The organism is Pseudomonas sp. M1, assembly GCF_022760135.1.
In the GTDB taxonomy this organism is placed as follows: domain Bacteria; phylum Pseudomonadota; class Gammaproteobacteria; order Pseudomonadales; family Pseudomonadaceae; genus Pseudomonas; species Pseudomonas citronellolis.
This window is the reverse complement of record NZ_CP094343.1, coordinates 5762347-5781665: the sequence shown is the minus strand read 5'-3', so window position 1 is coordinate 5781665 and position 19319 is coordinate 5762347. Positions and strand designations below refer to the sequence as shown.

The 19319-nt window shown below is 61.8% G+C and carries 24 protein-coding genes, 1 tRNA gene and 1 pseudogene; 12 read left to right on the top strand and 14 right to left on the bottom strand.

From position 1 onward, the window contains the following. Positions 1-46: 46 nt before the first annotated feature. The 3 genes from PM1_RS25575 to PM1_RS25565 form a co-directional block, all read right to left on the bottom strand. Positions 47-1345, bottom strand: a complete 1299-nt coding sequence (locus PM1_RS25575; RefSeq protein ID WP_009617610.1) for an NAD(P)/FAD-dependent oxidoreductase — start codon at positions 1343-1345, stop codon at positions 47-49. 46 nt (positions 1346-1391) lie between these two features. Then, positions 1392-1565 (bottom strand): DUF3094 family protein, encoded by a 174-nt coding sequence (locus tag PM1_RS25570; RefSeq protein ID WP_009617611.1) that lies wholly within the window; start codon positions 1563-1565, stop codon positions 1392-1394. A gap of 69 nt (positions 1566-1634) precedes the next feature. Then, positions 1635-2264 (bottom strand): DUF1780 domain-containing protein, encoded by a 630-nt coding sequence (locus tag PM1_RS25565; protein WP_009617612.1) that lies wholly within the window; start codon positions 2262-2264, stop codon positions 1635-1637. A 132-nt stretch (positions 2265-2396) separates the two neighbouring features. Between PM1_RS25565 and PM1_RS25560 the strand changes: the two genes are divergently transcribed. The 4 genes from PM1_RS25560 (at position 2397) to PM1_RS25545 (ending at position 4328) form a co-directional block, all read left to right on the top strand. Further along, positions 2397-2813, top strand: a complete 417-nt coding sequence (locus PM1_RS25560; protein ID WP_009617613.1) for a GNAT family N-acetyltransferase — start codon at positions 2397-2399, stop codon at positions 2811-2813. 2 nt (positions 2814-2815) lie between these two features. Then, entirely contained in the window at positions 2816-3292 is a 477-nt protein-coding gene (locus tag PM1_RS25555; protein WP_009617614.1) for a hypothetical protein, read from the top strand. After that, positions 3289-4005, top strand: a complete 717-nt coding sequence (locus tag PM1_RS25550; RefSeq protein ID WP_009617616.1) for an energy-coupling factor ABC transporter permease — start codon at positions 3289-3291, stop codon at positions 4003-4005. The genes PM1_RS25555 and PM1_RS25550 overlap by 4 nt, the downstream gene beginning before the upstream one ends. A gap of 107 nt (positions 4006-4112) precedes the next feature. Then, positions 4113-4328, top strand: a complete 216-nt coding sequence (locus PM1_RS25545; RefSeq protein ID WP_009617618.1) for a hypothetical protein — start codon at positions 4113-4115, stop codon at positions 4326-4328. Positions 4329-4334: 6 nt separating this feature from the next. Here PM1_RS25545 and PM1_RS25540 read toward each other — a convergent pair whose 3' ends face one another. The 7 genes from PM1_RS25540 to pilB form a co-directional block, all read right to left on the bottom strand. Further along, a complete protein-coding gene (locus tag PM1_RS25540) occupies positions 4335-4610 on the bottom strand; it encodes a type II toxin-antitoxin system RelE/ParE family toxin (protein WP_024128153.1) in 276 nt (91 codons plus the stop codon). After that, positions 4610-4804, bottom strand: coding sequence for a type II toxin-antitoxin system RelB family antitoxin (gene relB / locus PM1_RS25535; protein ID WP_009617620.1), 195 nt, complete (start codon positions 4802-4804; stop codon positions 4610-4612). The genes PM1_RS25540 and relB overlap by 1 nt, the downstream gene beginning before the upstream one ends. 265 nt (positions 4805-5069) lie before the next feature. Further along, on the bottom strand, positions 5070-5279 hold the full coding sequence (gene yacG / locus PM1_RS25530; protein WP_009617622.1) for a DNA gyrase inhibitor YacG: 210 nt from the start codon (positions 5277-5279) through the stop codon (positions 5070-5072). Further along, complete coding sequence (gene coaE, locus PM1_RS25525; protein WP_009617624.1) at positions 5276-5884, bottom strand: dephospho-CoA kinase; 609 nt, start codon at positions 5882-5884, stop codon at positions 5276-5278. Before coaE ends, yacG begins: the two co-directional genes overlap by 4 nt. 73 nt (positions 5885-5957) lie before the next feature. Further along, positions 5958-6830: a prepilin peptidase gene (locus tag PM1_RS25520; protein WP_009617626.1), complete on the bottom strand. Its 873-nt coding sequence runs from the start codon at positions 6828-6830 to the stop codon at positions 5958-5960. A gap of 2 nt (positions 6831-6832) precedes the next feature. Beyond that, a complete protein-coding gene (locus PM1_RS25515; RefSeq protein WP_009617627.1) occupies positions 6833-8050 on the bottom strand; it encodes a type II secretion system F family protein in 1218 nt (405 codons plus the stop codon). A 3-nt stretch (positions 8051-8053) separates the two neighbouring features. Continuing rightward, positions 8054-9757, bottom strand: coding sequence for a type IV-A pilus assembly ATPase PilB (pilB, locus tag PM1_RS25510; protein ID WP_009617629.1), 1704 nt, complete (start codon positions 9755-9757; stop codon positions 8054-8056). Between the two features lie 228 nt (positions 9758-9985). Between pilB and PM1_RS25505 the strand changes: the two genes are divergently transcribed. The 5 genes from PM1_RS25505 to PM1_RS25485 all read left to right on the top strand — a co-directional run bounded on the left by PM1_RS25505 (position 9986) and on the right by PM1_RS25485 (position 15263). Then, complete coding sequence (locus PM1_RS25505; RefSeq protein WP_009617631.1) at positions 9986-10390, top strand: pilin; 405 nt, start codon at positions 9986-9988, stop codon at positions 10388-10390. 121 nt (positions 10391-10511) lie between these two features. After that, entirely contained in the window at positions 10512-12347 is a 1836-nt protein-coding gene (locus tag PM1_RS25500) for a sulfatase-like hydrolase/transferase (RefSeq protein ID WP_161788510.1), read from the top strand. Between the two features lie 13 nt (positions 12348-12360). After that, entirely contained in the window at positions 12361-13914 is a 1554-nt protein-coding gene (locus PM1_RS25495) for an O-antigen ligase family protein (protein WP_009617637.1), read from the top strand. Between the two features lie 49 nt (positions 13915-13963). After that, positions 13964-14039: transfer RNA gene (locus PM1_RS25490), tRNA-Thr, on the top strand. A gap of 150 nt (positions 14040-14189) precedes the next feature. Beyond that, positions 14190-15263 (top strand): diguanylate cyclase, encoded by a 1074-nt coding sequence (locus PM1_RS25485; protein WP_009617639.1) that lies wholly within the window; start codon positions 14190-14192, stop codon positions 15261-15263. Here PM1_RS25485 and PM1_RS25480 read toward each other — a convergent pair. Further along, a pseudogene (locus PM1_RS25480) lies at positions 15260-15466 on the bottom strand (type II toxin-antitoxin system HipA family toxin); the annotation flags it as partial. The gene PM1_RS25485 and the pseudogene PM1_RS25480 sit on opposite strands and share 4 nt — an antisense overlap. Positions 15467-15509: 43 nt before the next feature. Between PM1_RS25480 and PM1_RS25475 the strand changes: the two are divergent. The 3 genes from PM1_RS25475 to PM1_RS25465 all read left to right on the top strand — a co-directional run bounded on the left by PM1_RS25475 (position 15510) and on the right by PM1_RS25465 (position 16392). Then, complete coding sequence (locus PM1_RS25475; protein WP_009617642.1) at positions 15510-15761, top strand: type II toxin-antitoxin system HicA family toxin; 252 nt, start codon at positions 15510-15512, stop codon at positions 15759-15761. Beyond that, positions 15758-16099, top strand: coding sequence for a type II toxin-antitoxin system HicB family antitoxin (locus tag PM1_RS25470; protein WP_009617644.1), 342 nt, complete (start codon positions 15758-15760; stop codon positions 16097-16099). The genes PM1_RS25475 and PM1_RS25470 overlap by 4 nt, the downstream gene beginning before the upstream one ends. Positions 16100-16164: 65 nt before the next feature. Then, positions 16165-16392, top strand: coding sequence for a DUF433 domain-containing protein (locus tag PM1_RS25465; protein WP_009617646.1), 228 nt, complete (start codon positions 16165-16167; stop codon positions 16390-16392). Between the two features lie 187 nt (positions 16393-16579). Here the strand turns inward: PM1_RS25465 and PM1_RS25460 are convergent, their stop codons facing one another. The 3 genes from PM1_RS25460 to nadC form a co-directional block, all read right to left on the bottom strand. Continuing rightward, a complete protein-coding gene (locus tag PM1_RS25460; RefSeq protein WP_009617648.1) occupies positions 16580-17776 on the bottom strand; it encodes a type II toxin-antitoxin system HipA family toxin in 1197 nt (398 codons plus the stop codon). Then, positions 17776-18027 (bottom strand): helix-turn-helix transcriptional regulator, encoded by a 252-nt coding sequence (locus PM1_RS25455; RefSeq protein WP_009617650.1) that lies wholly within the window; start codon positions 18025-18027, stop codon positions 17776-17778. The genes PM1_RS25460 and PM1_RS25455 overlap by 1 nt, the downstream gene beginning before the upstream one ends. Before the next feature lie 301 nt (positions 18028-18328). Next, positions 18329-19177, bottom strand: a complete 849-nt coding sequence (nadC, locus tag PM1_RS25450) for a carboxylating nicotinate-nucleotide diphosphorylase (RefSeq protein WP_009617652.1) — start codon at positions 19175-19177, stop codon at positions 18329-18331. Positions 19178-19319: the final 142 nt, after the last annotated feature.

The following is a 19319-nucleotide window of genomic DNA, read 5'->3' as shown; positions in this document are numbered from 1 at the left end:
GAGATCCGCTCCTACGGGTTGCCCCGCACCGTGCCACTTGTGGCCGTCAATGCAACTTCAACCGCGGCTCGGTGCTGCGCCCGATGCGGTCGCCGATCATCATCAGCGCCGTGCGCGTCACGCCATACAGCGCCATCTGGTGCATGCGGTACAGCGAGATGTAGAACATCCGCGCCAGCCAGCCTTCCAGCTTCACGCTGCCCATCAGGTTGCCCATGAGGTTGCCCACGGCGCTGAAGCGCGACAGCGAGATCAGCGAGCCGTAGTCGGTGTAGCGGTATTCCCCCAGCGGCTTGCCGTCCAGGCGCGCCACCAGCGACTTGGCCAGCAGCGAGGCCTGCTGGTGCGCGGCCTGGGCGCGGGGCGGCACGTTGCGTTCGCTGCCATCGCCGAGCGGGCAGGCGGCGCAGTCGCCGAAGGCGAAGATGTCGTCGTCGCGGGTGGTCTGCAGGGTCGGGCGCACCACCAACTGGTTGATGCGGTTGCTCTCCAGGCCGTCCAGGTCCTTGAGCAGGCTGGAGGCGCGGATGCCGGCGGCCCAGACCTTGAGACTGGCAGGGATGAACTCGCCGCTGGCGGTCTTCAGGCCCTCGGCGGTCACCTCGCTGACCGGCGAGCCGACCATCACCCGCACGCCGAGCTTCTCCAGGGTGCGGTGCACCGGCTGGCTGATGCGCTCGGGCAGCGCCGGCAGCACGCGTGGGCCGGCCTCGATCAGGGTGATGCGCATGTTCTCCGGCTGGATGCCGGTCAGCCCGTAGGCGGCCAGTTCCTGCGCGGCATGGTGCAGTTCGGCCGACAGCTCGACGCCGGTGGCGCCGGCGCCGACGATGGCCACGCTGATCTGGTCGTCCTCGCCCTGGCGGGCATGGGCGCGCAGGTAGTGGGTGAGCAACTGCTTGTGGAAGCGCTCGGCCTGCTCGCGGGTGTCCAGGAAGATGCAGTGCTGCGCGGCCCCGGCGGTGCCGAAGTCGTTGGTGGTGCTGCCGATGGCCAGGACCAGGGTGTCGTAGTCCAGGGTGCGCGCCGGCAACAGCTCGCGGCCGTCCTCGTCGAGGGTGGCGGCCAGTTGGATGCGCTTGGTCGCGCGGTCCAGCCCGCTCATCCGGCCGAGCTGGAACTGGAAGTGGTTCCATTTCGCCTGGGCGACGTAGTTCAGCTCATCCTCCGAGGAGTTGAGCGAGCCGGCGGCCACTTCGTGCAGCAGGGGTTTCCAGATGTGGGTGAGGTTGGCGTCGACCAGGGTGACCTGGGCGCGGCCCTTCCTACCCAGGGTGCGGCCGAGACGGGTCGCGAGCTCCAGCCCGCCGGCGCCGCCGCCGACGATCACGATACGATGGGACATGGGACGTACTCATAGCTAGGGAATCCTGTGCGGGCCGGCGGCGCTGCTAGTGCGCGAGGTAGGCCAGGAGGCGGCTGAGCAGTCCCAGGACGATGACCACGAGGGTGAGCCCGGCCATCATCAGCCAGGGCTTGAAAGGTGCACGCTCGACTTGGTGAACGGGCGAGCTGAGGTACTGCTCGACCTTCTGCTGGTCTTCGGGGCTCAAGCGACTGGGCATGGGCGGCCTCCGTTTCTAATGCCGAGCATTCTAGTCGGCTGTTGGCTCGCGCTCAATCCGACCCGGCGGTCAGAGCCCGACACCATTATCCAGCAGCACCACGCGACCGAGCTGGTCGCGCAGGAAGTCCGGGGCGTCGTCGTGGGCGAAGATCACCCGGGCGAAGTTCGGCCCCACCAGCGACAACGAACGCCAGCCCTGGCGCAGGAACTCGGTGGGCGGCGGAAAAGGGGTGTTGAAGTCCGGCGTTTCGCGTTTGAGGCTGACGAAGGCGAGCAGGTCCAGCTCGCCCGGGTCGATGCCGCGCTCGCTGTAGTTGTGCGCCTTCTTGCGCAGGGTCGGCGCCAGGCGCCGCTGCAGCTCTGCGCAGTTGATCCGCCTGGGCTTCTGCTCGCGGCGGATCAGCTGGCGCAGGCTCTGGGCCAGGCGCCGGCGCTGCAGTTCGTCGCGCCATTCCTCGTTGAGCCGGCGGCCCTCGTCGAGGACGAAGAACACCTCGAAGCAGGCATCGCGAAACAGCACGTCCGGCGGCTGCTGTTCCGGCGCGATGAACTCGTCCTGGCGAAAGGGCACCTTGAGCGTCTGCAGCAAGCGCTCGCAGGCCCAGCACTCCCGGTCCCACTTGCGTGCGTTGGAGAGGAACTCATTGGCCAGTTCCGCCTGGCGCCGGAGCAGGTGCAGGTAATCGGCTTCATTCATATCAACAGCTTAGCCGCTGCTGGCGCTTCGGTCCCGCTGCGACATGGCGCCTCACCCCGTGGCGGGGCAAAAGCGGCGGAATCGGCGGCGCCCTGTGTACACTGTGGCGATCCTTCCCCGGAGCCCTTCAGCATGTTCCTGCGCAGCGCCTCGACCGCCGATCACCCGCGGCTCATCGCCCTCTGGGAACGCACGCCGGGCATCCAGTTGCGCCGCGACGACGAATTCGAACCCTTCGCCGCCTACCTCGCCCGCAACCCCGACCTCAGCCTGGTGCTGGAGGCCGAGGGTGCGCTGATCGGCAGCCTGCTGGTCGGTCACGACGGCCGCCGCGGCTACCTGCAGCACCTGGTGGTGGATGTGCCCTACCGCGGCTGTGGACTGGCCCGGCGGATGCTCGACGAGGCCCTGGCGCGCCTGGCGCGGCTGGGCATCGGCAAATCCCATGTCTTCGTCCTGCGCGACGCCCCCGAAGCGCTGGCCTTCTGGGAGGGCCAGGCCGACTGGGGGCGGCGCGACGACATCCTGGTCTATTCCGCCGGAGCCTGAGCATGAACATCAGAAGAACCTGCGCCGCACTGTTGCTATCCCTGGTCCCGCTGCTGGCCCTGGCCGCCGGCGAGGAGGGCGCCCCGACGGGCTGGACGCTGCTCGACCAGTACGACAAGCCCTACACCCAGAACGATGACCTGAAGGTCCTGCTGGTGGCCCGCGACATGGCCGGCGGCAAGTTGGTGAAGGCAGCATTGGAGGGGCGCCCGCAGGGTTACCTGGAGCAACGCCATGCGGCCTTCGTCGCCGACATCAGCCGCATGCCCTCGCTGATCTCCAAGATATTCGCCGTGCCGGCCATGCGCGACTACAACTACCGCGTGCTGCTCGACCGCGAACCGCGGGTGGCCAGCCACTTCCAGGTGCCGGAAGACAGCGTGCTGTGGATAAGCCTGCAGCAGGGCAGGGTGCTCGCCAGCCAGGCCTATACCTCGGCGCCCGCGCTGCGCGAGGCGCTGGAGCAGGTCGCCAAGTGATAGCCGCGCAACTGCTCTCGGAAGAGAGCCTGACCCTGGGCTGGGCGATCTACCTGCCCGCGCTGGCGCTCGCCGCGTGGCGAGCGCCCTGGGTGGAAATGGTCAGCGATTTCCGCCGCCAGCACCTGGTGTTCGGCACCATGCTGGCGTTGTTCCTGCTGTGGCTGGTGCGCCGGGACTTCGCTTCGGGGCTGTCCTTCCATTTCATCGGCATGACCGCGGTGACCCTGCTGCTGGACTGGCCGCTGGCGCTGCTCGTCGGCCTGGTGGCGCAGCTCGGCCTGTGCCTGCTGGGGCGCCAGGACTGGGTGGCGATCGGCGTCAACGGCGTGCTGCTGGTGCTGGTGCCGGTGTTCATCACCGAAATGGCCGCGCTCTTCGTCGAGCGCCGCCAGCCGCGCAACCTGTTCGTCTACATCTTCTGCTCGGGCTTCTTCCCCGCGGCGCTGGCGGCCCTGTGCTGCATGCTGCTGGGCCTGGGCCTGCTGTGGGTCGACGGCATCTTCCCGATGCCGCCCTGGCTGGATGACTTCATCGGCTACCTGTGGCTGATCATGTTCCCCGAGGCCTTCATCAACGGCACCGTGGTCACCGGCCTGGTGGTGTTCTACCCGGACTGGCTGGAAACCTTCAACCGCACCCGCTACCTGCAGGCGCCCTGGAAGGAAGAGAAGAAGGAAGAGGGCAAGGACGACGAGGATGAGCCGCGTTGATGACAGCCAATTCGCCGCTGTCATCCCTTTCCTCGGATTGATCCAGGTCAGTTCGCCGTGATCGCCACGCCGGGACACTCTGCTGCCCCACAGCAATGGAGAACGGCATGAGCATTCACAGTTGGGCCGAACAACGCCTTCACGAACTGCTGCTGGAAGCCGAAGCGGCGGGCATGGACACGCAACTGGTGCTGCGCGCCCTGCTCAGCTCGGTGGTGCGGGCCAACGCCCAGGTCCGCACGGAAGAAGACCTGGCGCACGAACTGCACTTCCTCGCCGACAACCTCGACGAGGATCGGGACTACGCGTTCATGCGGCCGTGAAGACGATCAGGGATATTCCTGGCGCGAATGCAGGACGCTGACTACTTCGATGCATTCAGCGTCGATCCGGTAAACCAGGATGTAGTTGGGGTGGATCACGACTTCTCGTGTGCCGGGTACTCGTCCATGACGGTAAAGGTAGGGATGCTGGGCCAACGGCAGCACGGCAGACTCCACGCGTTCCTTGAGGCGCCTTGCTGCTTGGGGATCCTCGTTGGCTATATAGGCGAGAATGGTCGCGAGGTCATCACTGGCACTCCTGCGCCAGATGATCGATAGCACTAGTCGTTGCCCTGGCGCCGGGCTTCGGCCTGGGCAATGATGGCGTCCATGTCGACCATTACCTCGTCATGGGGACGCCCTGGTTGGTTGTCTGTAAGGGACTTCTGCACCTTTTGGCGGAACCAGCGATCATGGCTGGCTGCCTGCTCCGGGGTTTCGAACTCGGAGACTATGGGGGAAAGTCGGGCGCTCATGATTCGGGCCTCTGCTGCAATTCTCGTCAGTCTACACCCCGGCGTGGGCCAGGGCGCAACCGTGAAGTCTCTGGTTGGTTCGTAGGAGCAACAGTCTTGCCGACTGCGCCGAGATGCTCTTTGTAGGATGGGTTGAGCTTGCGAAACCCATGCGGTCGCGGTGATGGGTATCGCTTCGCTCAACACCATCCTACGGGGGAAGGTGTAGGAGCGGATTCATCCGCGATGCCGGCCAACAGGCCGGCCCATCCAACTCGGCGAACCCTCAATGCCCCCGCAGCGGCGGCGTATCCAACTCCCCGGAGAACACATCGTCCTCCAGGTCGTTGCCGGGAATCGCATGCTCCTCGGCGGCCCAGGCGCCCAGGTCGATGAGCTTGCAGCGTTCGGAACAGAAGGGGCGGTAGAGGCTCTTGGCACTCCACTCCACCGGGGCGCCGCAGGTCGGGCATTCAACGGTCAGGGGCTGGCTCATGGGCGTCCTCCGCGCAGGCTGAGATAAAAGTCGTGCAGGCGCTCCACTTCGCGCTGCAGGTGGCCGAGATCGCGGTCGTTCAGCAGTATGTCATCGGCATGCTTGAGGCGGTCGTCGCGTTGCGCCTGCGCCTGGAGAATGGCGCGCACCTGTTCCTCGGAGACGTTGTCCCGGCGCACGGTGCGCTCCAACTGCAGGTGCTCAGGCGTGTCCACCACCAGCACCCGCTGGGCCATGCGGTGCTGCCCGGACTCCACCAGCAGCGGCGAAACCAGGATGGCATAGGGCGATTCGGCCTGCGCCAGGTTGCTGGCGATCTCCTGGCCGATCAGCGGGTGCAGCAACTGCTCCAGCCAACGGCGTTCCTCCGCGGACTGGAAGATGCGCTCGCGCAGGGCGGCGCGGTTCAGGGTGCCGTCGGGCTGCAGCATGGCTTCGCCGAAGCGTTCCACGATGCTCGCCAGCGCCGGCCGGCCGGGCTCGACGACCCAGCGCGCGGCATGGTCGGCATCCACCATGTGCACGCCAAGGTTGGCGAAGTGGGCGGCGGCGGCGCTCTTGCCGCTGCCGATGCCGCCGGTGAGGCCAAGGATCCAGGGTTTCATCGTACTCCTCGCGCCAGGCTCCCCGTCGCCCCGCGAACGCAGGGGACCAGGCGAGCCAGCGTTCGAGCAGGAGCTACCGGAAACCGGCGAACTGCAGATAGGTAGTGGTTATTTGATCACCCCAGAGCAGCGCAATCCAGCCGGCGATGGCCAGATAGGGCCCGAAGGGGATCGGCGTGCTGGTCTCGGCATTGCGCAGACGCAGCAGAATGACGCCCAGCACGGCCCCGACCAGGGACGAGAACAGGATGGTCAGCGGCAACACCTGCCAGCCACCCCAGGCGCCGAGCATGGCCAGCAGCTTGAAGTCGCCATAACCCATGCCTTCCTTGCCGGTCAGCAGCTTGAACAGCCAGTACACCGACCACAGGCTCAGGTAACCGAACACCGCACCCCAGAGCGCATCGCCCAGGCTGGTGAAAAGCCCGAAGTAATTGACGATCAAGCCCAGCCAGAGCAGCGGCAGCACCAACGCATCCGGCAGCAACTGGTGATCGACATCGATCAGGCTCATGGCCAACAGCCCCCAGGTCAGCAACAGCATGGCCCCAGCCTGCCAGGTAAAGCCGAAGTGCCAGGCAACGAAACCGGAGAGTAGAGCGGTGGCCAGCTCGACCAGCGGATAACGCGCACTGATCGGCGCCTTACAGGCCGAGCACTTGCCGCGCAAGGCCAGGTAGCTGATGACGGGGATGTTCTCCCAGGCACGGATTTCATGACCGCAATGCGGGCACTGGGAGTTGGGCAGAACCAGGTTGTAGGTGGCCTTTTGCTCGGGCTGGGGCAGGGAAAGCGCATCACGTGCCTGCTGTTGCCATTCCAGCTCCATCATCTTCGGCAGGCGATGGATGACCACGTTGAGGAAGCTACCGACCAGAAGGCCGAGCAGGGCGGCGCATAAAACAAAGGCCAGCTCGTAGCTGGCCAGGAAGTCGAGTACAGGCATGCTTAGACGACGGAGCCCAGTTGGAAGATGGGGAGGTACATGGCGATGATCAGGCCGCCGACCAGTACGCCGAGGACTGCCATGATCATGGGTTCCATCAGGGTGGTGAGGTTGTCGACGGCGTTGTCGACTTCTTCTTCATAGTAGGAGGCTACTTTGTCCAGCATGCCGTCGAGCGAACCGGACTCTTCGCCGATAGCTGCCATCTGGATGGCCATGGTCGGGAAGACGCCGGTGGTACGCATCGAGAAATTCAATTGGGTACCAGAGGAAACGTCCTGTTTGATTTTGTTCACCGCATTGCGGAACACCACGTTGCCGGTGGCACCAGCTACCGAATCGAGTGCCTCCACCAACGGCACGCCAGCGGCGAATGTAGTGGACAGGGTGCGTGCATAACGGGCGACGGCGGACTTGTAGATGATGCCGCCGACAATGGGGAGTTTCAGGATGCCTCTATCGACCGAGTCGCGGAACTTCTCCGAGCGTTTGTGTGCTTCCTTGAGGCCAAAAGCAATTGCGAATAGGGCGATCAGGACAATGAGCCACCATTGCTGCAGGATTTCCGAGAGGGTAATGACCATCTGGGTGAATGCTGGCAATTCAGCGCCAAAACTTGAGAAAACTGTTTGGAATTGTGGCACTACCTTGATCAGCAGAATCGCTGAAACAATGATGGCGACGACGATTACTGCTATGGGGTACGTCATCGCTTTCTTGATCTTGGCTTTCAGCGACTCGGTCTTTTCCTTATAGGTGGCGACCCGGTCGAGTAGGGTTTCCAAGGCACCTGACTGCTCGCCAGCATCAACCAGGTTGCAATAAAGGTCGTCGAAGTATTGGGGTTTCTTACGCAGGGAGTTGGCCAGGCTGTTACCCGCAGCTACTTCCTGCTTGATGTCATCGACCAGCTTGCGCATGTTCGGGTTGTCGAAGCCCTCACCGATGATGTCGAAAGACTGCAGCAAAGGCACCCCCGAGCCCATCATGGTCGCCATCTGCCGGGTGAACAGGGCGATGTCCATGGGCTTGATTTTCTTGCCCTTGCTCAGCAGAGAAATACCTTTCTTGCGCACTTTGATCGGGTTGATGCCCTGCTTACGCAATTGTGCCTTCACCAGTGCGGCATTGGTGCCCGACAGCTCCCCCTTGATCTTGCCGCCCTTGCGGTCCGTACCTTCCCAGGTAAAGAGGCTGACTTTTAACGCTTTTTCCGCCATGGATTAATCCTTGGTCACGCGGTTGACTTCCTCGAGGCTGGTAATGCCTTGCATGGCCTTGACCAGGCCCGAGGTACGCAGGTCATTGAAGCCTTCTTTGCGGGCTTGCTCCGCGATCTGAATGGAGTTGCCTTCCTCCATGATAATCCGCTGCAGCGCCGGCGTGATTTTAACCACTTCATAAATACCCACGCGGCCCTTGTAGCCGTTCTTGCAATTTTCACACCCCACGGGGGCGTACAGCTTGAAGCTGCCGATCCTGTCCTCGGGAAAACCTTCATGGAGCAGGGTTTCGTTGGGGACGTCGTGTTCCTTCTTGCAGTGCGGGCAGAGTTTGCGCGCCAGGCGTTGGGCAATGATCAGGTTGGTTGAGGTGGCCAGGTTGAAGGAGGCCACCCCCATGTTCAGCAGGCGCGTCAGGGTTTCCGCAGCACTGTTGGTGTGCAAGGTGGACATCACCATATGGCCGGTCTGGGCGGCCTTGATGGCGATCTCGGCGGTTTCCAGGTCGCGGATCTCGCCCACCATGATCACATCCGGGTCCTGGCGCAGAAAGGCGCGCAGCGCCTGAGCGAAGTCCATGCCCTGGCGAGGGTTGACATTGACCTGGTTGATGCCCTCCAGGTTGATCTCCACCGGGTCTTCGGCGGTGGAGATATTGATGTCGGGGGTATTAAGGATATTCAAGCCGGTATACAGAGATACGGTCTTGCCGGAGCCGGTTGGACCGGTCACTAGAATCATTCCCTGCGGTTGCTTCAGGGCCTCCAGATAGAGCTGTTTCTGCGCATCTTCATAGCCAAGGGCGTCAATGCCCATCTGTGCGCTTGCCGAATCGAGGATCCGCATTACGATCTTCTCACCCCACAGTGTGGGTAGGGTGTTGACGCGGAAATCGATGGACTTGCTCTTGGACACACGCATCTTGATGCGGCCGTCCTGGGGTTTGCGCCGCTCGGAAATATCCAGACCAGCCATCACCTTCAGGCGTGCGGAAATACGACTGGCTAATTGGATCGGTGGCTTGGCGACTTCGTGCAACATGCCGTCGGTACGGAAGCGCACTCGATAGATCTTCTCGTAGGGCTCGAAGTGCAAGTCTGATGAACCACCCTTGATGGCATCCAGCAGCATCTTGTTGACGAAGCGCACCACTGGGGCATCGTCGGCATCACCGCCAATGGCTTCTTCCTTACGCTCAGCATCGCCGCTTTCTATGTCCAGACCATCCAGGTCTACATCGCCCAGATCGTCCAGCCCGCCAGTAGCGCTCTCGAAGAGTTTTTCGATGGCATCGCCGAGCTTATCGTCCTCGACCAGGATGGCTTCGGTGGTCAGGCCGGTACTGAACTGGACATCGGTAACGGCTTGGTGGTTGGTCGGGTCGGAAAGGCCGACGAACAATTTGTTGCCGCGGCGCCAGAGGGGAATGACCCGGTGTTGGCGGACCAGTTTCTCGCTGATCAACTCTTTCGGGATGCCTTCCTTGTCTATCGAGCTGAGGTCGCAGAACGCCACGCCGAACTGGTCCGCCGCCAGTTCGGTCAGGGGCCGGCTTTTCACCAGCTTGTTCTGTACCAGGTAGGTCACCAGCGAAAGCTTGTTGCGCTGGGCCTGCTGTTGCGCCTGCTGGGCGCTTTTCTCGTCAAGAAGTTCGGCAATCACTAACTGGCGGGCGAGGCCGGAAAGCACGACTTGATCGTTCATGTAGGTATGGGCCGAAAAGAGGATTCACTAGGCCTTATAACGCACCGCCTTCCTAGTGCCAAATGTGCGTCTCGGGCGTGCCGTTTTTTGTCAGTTGTTGCCTGATTGCGGTTGCCTATTACTGAAAGTAGCGTGCGAAATGTCCATTCTTGGCGTGAGAATATTGGCACGGCCTGTGCTTGAAGAATTTTAGGTCCTAGGACCGCTACCCTACTCAAGGAGAGTTGCATGAACGCTCAGAAAGGCTTCACCCTCATCGAATTGATGATCGTCGTAGCGATCATCGGTATCCTGGCTGCCATCGCCCTGCCGGCCTACCAGGACTACACCGTCCGTGCTCGCGTTTCCGAAGGTCTGAGCCTGGCAAGTGGTGTCAAGACCACCGTCGCCGAGAATATGGCTAACGATCCGACTACCACTACTCGCTGCACAGGTGCGAACACTACCGCTGGTGGGCATGTGACTTCCATTGGATGCACTGACACCACCGGTAAAATTGACATCACTATGGATGCCACCGCTAAAAGCGTGAAGCTGGCGCTGACTCCGACCCAGGTATCTGGTGGCCCGGTGACTTGGAAGTGCACCACTTCCACTGACAAAAAGTATGTGCCTGCTGAGTGCCGTAATTAACACCACCAGTGACGACTAAATAGTCGAGGCCTGTTCTTAACGCCCTGCCCAGCAGGGCGTTTTTGTTGGAGTTGATGAAATCGCCTTCGGCATGGGGGGAGTGTTGGGCTGCAGGAAGTCGGTGCTGCGCGCAATATTCGCGCTTCTTTATTTTATGCCTCTGCTACTGGAGCCCGGGTCGCTCTCGATAGCTGATCCGCAGATACACTTGCTGCTAGGTCAGGTATTGGTGACCCCGGCAATTGTTGCGGGAGCACTACTGTTTGTGTTTGTAAATATCTTCTTGTGTTCCTTATGGCTGGCGCTCTTGGGATGGATGGCTGGCGCTTTGGCACGTTTTTTAACGGTGCAGAGCCTGCTGCTGGAGGCTTGTGTCCTGCTATTTGGCTGGGTCCTTCTGGTTGCTGTGAATTCTTGGCTTTTCCCCCTGTCGAGCTACTCTGTTCCGTTCGCTGTATTGAATTCTCCGCTTCTGGGGAAGGGCTTGGCGGCCGTTTTCGTAATCGGAGTTTGTGTTGCTCTCTTCCTAGGTGCTGGCATGGCACGCCTGAAGGTCTTCGGGCTGATAGCTTCCTTGCTTATACTGCTCTTCGGTATAGGTACTATAGGCTCGTCTTTACTAAAGGCGCCTATGGCGGATCGAAATATCATAATTATCGGGATCGACTCTCTTTCGGCTCATGTCTTCGAGCAAAATCTGGCGTTACTGCCCAATATTGTAAAAGCAACCGCTCACGCTCAGCGCTATACGAAAGCCTATACTCCTTTAGGTAGGACGTTCCCAGCCTGGGTCACACTACTGAGTGGGCGGCCTCCTGCAGAGAGTGGAGCCTTTTTCAACCTGCGCAACATGGATCATGTGTCGAGAGCCGGCTTGCTGCCTTCAGGCCTCCGGGACCTGGGGTACCGTACGGTTTTTGGCATCGATGAGCGGCGTTTCTCGAACATCGATGAAAGCTTCGGATTTGACGAGGTGGTAGGGCCTCGCCCTGGGGTTCTGGACTTTCTGCTCCAGTCGGTCAGTGATACGCCCTTAAGCAACCTGTTGTTGCAGACTCGACTCGCTGGGCTTTTGCTTCCCTACACTTATATAAACACCGCTGCTTTTGCCAACTACTCGGCAGACGGTTTCGTGGATGCCGTGGCGGCAGCCGCGGCGTCGGATAAGCCGCTGTTTCTTGCGGTTCATTTCGAGTCTGCACACTTTCCCTTCAAGACCCGGCATGCCCGCATGAAGGTGCAGGGCAGTAATCCCATCCTGGTGAATCATCTCGAGGCGTTAACAGCGGTGGATGCGCAGGTCGGACGTCTCATGGAGCAGTTGCGCCATAAGGGCGTGCTGGACAATGCGCTCCTGATCGTCGTTTCCGATCACGGAGAAGGGCTGGGAGAATTGGAGGCAACTATCGAACTGGATGGGCATTCGGTGCCTGTCCAGGGGTATGGGCACGGCGTGAATCTACTCAGCGAATGGCAGAATCGCATAGTGCTGGCCGCTACGCAGTTCGTCGGCGGTGCTCCAGTCGATGTGGCAGGGAGCCACAATCAGCAGGTTTCCCTGCTGGACCTCAAGCGGGCGATAGAGGGGTATGCTGCTGGTGGTGATTTCAATATAGCGGCACTTGACCCTTGCGTGATCGTGGAGACCGGCATCCGCTTGGAGGCAACTGCCGACTACCGAACCCTGAGCGAGGGGAAGGTTGTCCAGCAGGCAGCATCTTTCTACGAGATAGATTCCCAAGGGCGTATGCGTCTTCGGGAGGACGCTTTGCCGGCATTGTTGGCCGCCAAGGATATTGGGTTGCGGTGTGCGGATCGGCTTACCTGGTACGAGCCGGCGAAGAAGCGTTATCTGTCCTATGGGCTCGATGAACAGGGAAGGCCTTACGAGCAGCGGACGCCTCGGGATGAAGATATCTCAAAAATAGCTACTTACAGACTGCAGTACGTTCATTGACTAGAGGAAGAGTATGGACTTGGCCTTCCAGGGAGTTGGCTTGGCTCGACAGCAGGTAAGTCGTATTTCGATAATGGCTGTTTTGTTTTACTTGCTTTATCTGGCATCGACCGAGCTGATCAACTACTTGCCGTTCACTGGCGTGCAATTGTTGTTGCTGACAGTTTCGCTTTCTTGGACCCGTGTCGAATGCTCCAGGCGCTCCCGGATTGCGGCGTTTGGCTTGCCGTTCCTGTCCTTCTCGTTCTGCGTTGTGCCGCTGCTTGTGGAGGGACAAACACTATATAGTTGGCGGCTCTTGCATTTTGCGTTGGTGCATGGAAGTTGGGTCGGAGTGTTGGCCTGGCGTGAGGGGCGGTCGCTTTTCCTTTCACCTGTGCAGTTGTTTCGTTTGGCAGTCTGTGTATTTTTGCTCTGGCTGATACTGGGTAATTCTGGCTCTCTTGATGAATACCACCACAGTGTATTTTTTCTGGAGGTTTCCATCGTATTGCTGGGGCTGGTGGTTTTTCGGGACACAGGCCCCCTGCCTCGTCTGATACTGCCTTGGGTGGTAGTGGTAGCAGTACTGATGGCGCTTTCCGATCACTTGGCCGCTATCGATGGGGCGCCTGCTGTAAATGATCAGCGGCTATTCGAGGTGCTGGGGCATCTCGCCTTTGCTATCTGCCTATGTCGTTGGTTTGGAGAAGACTCATCTGCAGTGGATTGGGTGGTTGCGACCATTGTGTTGATGGTTTTTCTATGTCTGGGGGCGATCGCTTCGCTTTGGTTGCGTCTGGATAACCCGAGCGCATACAACTGGTTTGGCTCGCCACCGTTGTTCAATCACATTCGACATGTCGCTTACTTCCTGTGCGTGGCAATCGTCCTCTGCATATGGGCGATGTTGCGCTATAGGGGGCTTGCCCGGGGGCTGGTTTGGCTGACCTATGTCGTGGCCATGGGGCTTCTGCTGTGGTCCGGTGGGCGCGGTGCGTTCATAGCCTGCCTGGTCGGAGGAACTGGCATCCTCTGGCTGGGGAGGAAGTTCTGCTCGGGACGGGTGATAGCCTGGATGCTGATCGGCTTTTTGCTGGCATTGCTGTTGGCAGCGCTGTTCCCTGTCGACTTCCCGGGCCTTGGCTGGATGGCGGCGTTGGCTCGCTCCGAATCGGCGGAGTCGCTTAACCGCCTCAGTTCCAGTCGCTTGTTGATCTGGTCGGAGTTGTGGATTCATGTCTTGGAGCGTCCCTGGTTTGGCTGGGGAGGGGATGCGGTCAGGAGGTTGCTCCCGGACTGGCCGATCGTACAGGCGCACAATGGGCCATTGCAGGTTGCGGTGGAATGGGGTGGGCTAGGTGTTCTGGTGATTGGCGGGGGGATGTTGTTCGGCCTGCTGAAACATCTACCCGGTCCTATCGCCGCGGCGCATTCGTGCGATGCAAGGCTGCTGGGCGCGGCCTTGGTGATTTCGCTGTTCGTGCTTTCCCTGGTGGACGGGGTTCTGTTCCACGCTTTCCCCCAAGTAATGCTCGCCATGAGCTATGCGCTGTTGGCCTGTAGGAGGTCGGAGCAATCGAGGTAGGCAGATGATTGCCTGCCAGATGAGCGGATGTTAATTTAGCGCCCCGCCCGCCGGTGTAGCTCAGTCGGTAGAGCAGCTCATTCGTAATGAGAAGGTCGGGGGTTCGATTCCTCTTACCGGCACCATCTCTGGCAAAGGCCCCGCTTCGGCGGGGCCTTTTGCTTTCTGGCTTCGAAGCCGCCGTACTTGCCGCTCGGGCGCTATCGAACTGCCATCATTTGCCGGACTATACTCCCGCTGCCCAGGGAAGCTTTCGGTGAGGAAGGGAGCGGTCTGTGAAGCAGTCGAGTGAGTCCGCCAGGTTCAGCCGTTCCTATGCCCAGCGCGTGCTCTTGCCGCGCGCGGTGGGTTTGGCCGTGGGGTTCTTCTGTGTTGCCGGCGTGCTCTGGGGGAAGGGGCATTCGGCGTGGCTGTGGGGGCTGCTGCTGTGGTTCTGCTATCTGTGGCCGCTGATGGCCTACCAGATCACTTCACGTTCGCCGCGGCCCAAGGAGCTGGAGCGGCGTTTCGTGCTCTTCGATTCGCTGATGGGCGGGTTCTGGATCGCCACCATCCAGTTCAACGTGCTGCCCTCGGTGATGATGCTTTCCATGCTGGCGATGAACAACACCGCGGCGGGCGGGGCGCGGTTCGTGGCCCAGGGTTTCGTGCTGCAGGCGCTCGGCATGTTGTTGTCCGGCCTGGTGCTGGGCTTCGGTTTTTCGCCTGATACCTCCCAGGCCGAGCTGTACGCCTGCATTCCCATGCTGGTTATCCACCCCATGACCATCGGCCTGGTGCTCTATCGCCTGGCCATCCAGTTGTCGCGGCACAAGAAGGCGCTGCGCGACCTGAGCCGTACCGACAGCCTGACCCAGCTGTTCAACCGCGGCTACTGGAAGGAGCGTCTGCAGCAGGCCTTCGAGCATTGTCGGCAAGCGCAGCAGCCCGCTTCGCTGGCGCTGATCGACGTCGACCATTTCAAGACCACCAACGACCGCCACGGGCACGTGATCGGCGACCTGGTATTGCGTCGGCTCAGCGAGTTCATGCGCAGCCACCTGCGCGCCGAGGACCTGGCCGGGCGCTATGGCGGCGACGAGTTCTGCGTGCTGTTGCCGGGGCTGCAGCCGGAGGCGGCGCGGGAGGTTCTGGCGCGACTGTCCCGCGAGTTGGCCGGGGAGGACTGGGAGCGGGTGCCGGAATTGCGCGTCAGCCTCAGCATCGGCATCGCCGGCTTCGATCCGGCCATGCCCGACGCCACCGAATGGCTGCGCCGGGCCGACCAGGCGCTGTACGAGGCCAAGGGGCAGGGACGCGACCGCATCGTCCTGGCTTCCGCGCTGGATGCCGCTGCGCGCCTGGCCTAGCCGAAGGTCCTGGCGAAGGGTTCGGCGCTGTGCCGGATGGCGGCCACCACCTGGGGCGCCTGCTCGCAGAGTCCGGGGTGGCTCGCCAGCACCTTTTCCACCGCTTGCAATTGAGCGCGTATGACTTCGGCCGGCCGGGCCACATCACATACCTTGGCAAGGTCCAGGGCAAGCACGTCTCTGGGGTAGAGGACCGTTGACGATCAAATGGTATGCAACTATTTTTAGTTGCATGAAGGAGGCTCCATGTCCAGGAACGAGAAACTGCTGGCCAAGCTACTCAACGAAAGCGCCAGCTTTACCTGGCAGGAGCTTGTGACACTACTGCGTTGGCTGGGCTACAGGCAGTTGGAGGGCAGCGGGAGCCGGGTCAAGTTCGACAACGGCGACCCGCAGGCGTTGATCAACCTTCACAAGCCGCACCCGGGCAACGAGCTGAAAGCCTATGTCCGGCGCCAGATCATCGAGCACCTCAAGGCGGGGGAACTGATTCCGTGAACAACCTGCTGCAATACCGGGGCTATTACGGCTCCATCGAAGCCAGCACCGAGGACAACTGCCTGTTCGGCAAGCTGCTCTTCATCCGCGCGCTGGTCAACTACGAAGGCGAGACGGTGGCCGAACTGCAGGCCGCTTTCCGCGAGGCGGTGGACGACTACCTGGCCACATGCCAGGCGCAGGGGCAGGAGCCGGAAGTGCCTTGCAAGGGATCGTTCAACGTGCGGGTCGGCCATGACTTGCATCTGGCAGCGAGCCTGGCAGCCAATCGGCAGCACATGAGCCTGAACGACCTCACCCGGCAGGCGCTGAGCGAGTATTTGCAGCACCACGACTGAGGCGCAAACGAAGCGGATTCGGATGGCTCCCGGATCATCGAACGAACATAAGTCGAGACAGAGCCATGGCGGATGAATCGAGGATTACCCTGGAGCCCGGCAGGCGTGGCGGGAAGCCCTGTGTGCGTGGGCTGCGGATAACCGTGGAGGATGTCCTGAGCTGGCTGGCCGCCGGAATGAGCCAGGAAGAAATCATCGCTGACTACCCGGAGCTCGAGCGTGAAGACATTCTCGCTTGCCTGGCCTTCGCGGTGGCCCGCATGAAACATTCGGCCAGGATCGAGGCGGCATGAAGCTGCTGCTGGACGAAATCTTTCCCGGCGCATGTTGCCCTTTCTGAAGAAGGGCAGCAGTTCGAACCAGGCGATCGCCCAAATTCGGCAGAGCAATTGAAAAGGAGCCTGGAAGACGAGCGTATCGGCCTGGCGGAGCTGATCTGACCTGCTGCGCCGTTACAGGCTCAACCGCCGCGCGCCGGGCCTAGCCGAAGGTCCTGGCGAAGGGTTCGGCGCTGTGCCGGATGGCGGCCACCACCTGGGGCGCCTGCTCGCAGAGCCCGGGGTGGTTCGCCAGCACCTTTTCCACCGCTTGCAGTTGAGCACGTATGACTTCGGCCGGCCGGGCCACATCACATACCCTGGCAAGGTCCAGAAGCCCTTGCCGCGACGCGAACAGCGACTTGTTGCCGGCAAGGTCCAGGGCAAGCACGTCCTCTGGGATATAGGCGGTGGTATTGACGATGTCATAGGCCGGCGCCAGCCGCGCGTCGCCTTGCGTCGGATCCGAATAGAGCAGGCCGAAATTCTTCAAGTGTGCGTCGCCATTGCCGACGATGCAGCTCAGGGACACGATGCCGAAAAGCTGTTCCAGGGAGGCCGGCACATGCTCGGGAGGGCAGAACAGCCGGATGGCCTTGGCAATGGCCGCATAGCTCTTGCTGTACTTCTGTTGCGCCGAGAGTCCCATCAGGGCCGCCATGTCCTCGAAGCCGATGGGGTCGAGTTGCGCGTCCCTGTCGAAACGTCTCATGACGAACAGCCTGGCGTTGTCTGACAGGTAGAACTCCGGAACGGGAACGCCGCATGCCTTTGCCATGGACATGCAGAGGAATTCATTGATCGCCAGCCCCGGGAGTTCAGCCCGGCCGCTCTTGATGATCAGGTCGGAGGTTTTCGAGGTGAACCGCTGCGGTAGCGAATCCCGGTGTTCCGGAACCAGCACCTTGGGCTGTACGCCCGATATGCCGGCCCGCAGGATGTAGCGGTCCACCAGTTCGGCAAAGATATCGTCCGTGCCGTCCCAGGCCAGGATTTCCTCCAGCTTCTCACCTGGAAACTGCCTGCGTTGCAGTAGCGCATCGACCTCTTGCGAATTCACCAGGACCCGTCCGATAGGCGCACTGCTGCCAGACAGGGCCAGCAATAGCATCGGGTCCACGTTCACCAACTTGGCCAGGCGGTTGCGCAGTTGTTCCAGGACATAGCCTTCGGGCAGGTTCATCTGGAAAATCGGGTGCAGTTCGCGATGGCGATACTCTTCCAGGCGCACGGGCATGAGCAGGCTGACCGCGGCGCGCGCGTCCGTCCCTTCCTGATAGCGGAACAGGTAGTCATCCGCGCTACTGAAGAGCCTTCCGCTCGGACCTTCTGGCGTCGAAACCTTCAGCGTCGCCGGCATCAGTCGAACACTCCCTGGATTTCCTCCAGCGTAGGCCTCGCCGCCGGCACGAGCGCGAACTCGCAGTCCAGGGCGCCGAGGATGCGGGCATAGGCCATCATGGCGACCGACAGGCTGCCTTTCTCGGCGGCGATGATCTTTTGTCGGGTGAGCCCGGCCATGGAGGCGAGCTCGGCCTGGGTCAGCCCGCGATTCAGGCGCCTTTGTCGAATCTGCTCACCCAGGCGGGTCGAGATGAGGGAATAGTCCATGTTCTGAATACGTGACAAGTCATATGTTATGTAACGTATACGGAACCTCCTGGAAAGGCAAAGCCCTGGGTCGCCTACGCCGCCCCACCCACGCCATTCCCCTGTAGGAGCGCGCCCTGCGCGCGATTTCGCGGGCAGGGCCCGCTCCTACAGGTAGCCGGGAAGCACGGTATGCCTCCCCCGTAGGATCTTTGTCCGCGATGACCGGGTATATCGGCGTGATTCGCGGATGAGATCCGCTCCTACGCTGCCCCACCTACGCCATTCCCTTCTGGTGGCGCTGATCTGACCCGCCGCGCCGCTACAGGCTCAAGCGCATCGACAGGTCCAGCGCCTTGACGTCCTTGGTCAGGGTGCCGATGGAGATGTAGTCCACGCCGGTTTCGGCGATGCCGCGCAGGGTGCTTTCGTCGATCCCGCCGGAGGCTTCCAGCTTGGCGCGGCCGGCGGTCACCCGCACGGCGGTGCGCATGTCTTCCAGGCTCAGTTCGTCGAGCATGATGATGTCGGCGCCGGCGGCCAGGGCCTGGTTCAGTTCGTCCAGGTCTTCCACCTCGATTTCCACCGGCTTGCCGGGGGCAATGCGCCGGGCCTCGGCGATGGCCTGGGCGATGCCGCCGCAGGCGGCGATGTGGTTTTCCTTGATCAGGAAGGCGTCGTACAGGCCGATGCGGTGATTGTGGCAGCCGCCGCAGGTGATCGCGTACTTCTGCGCCAGGCGCAGGCCGGGCAGGGTCTTGCGGGTGTCCAGCAGCTTGACGCCGGTGCCTTCCACCAGGTCGGCATAGTGGCGCGCGCGGGTGGCGGTGCCGGAGAGCAGCTGGAGGAAGTTCAGCGCGCTGCGCTCGCCGCTGAGCAGCGCGCGGGCCGGGCCCAGCAGGCTGAACAGCGTCTGGTCGGCGCTGACCCGCTCGCCGTCGCGCACCTGCCATTGCACCTGCACGCGCGGGTCGATCTGCCGGAATACCTCGTCGACCCAGGCTGTGCCTGCGACGGTGGCGTCCTCGCGGGTGATGACGCGGGCCTGGGCCTCGCGCTCGGCGGGGATCAGCTGCGCGGTGATGTCGCCGCTGCCGATGTCTTCGGCCAGGGCGGCGCGGACGTTGGCCTGGATTTCCCCGGAAAGGTCGGCAAGGGTGAGGTTCGGCATGGCGGACTCCTGATTCGCGGTGGCGGGATTATACGGGGCGCGGCGGCCGCCGTGTGCATCCGCGGCGGCCGGCGGGAGTCGGACGAACGGTGGCTGTTCTTGTGTGAATTTCATCAAGAATGCCTTCTAAGGGTCTTGGTTG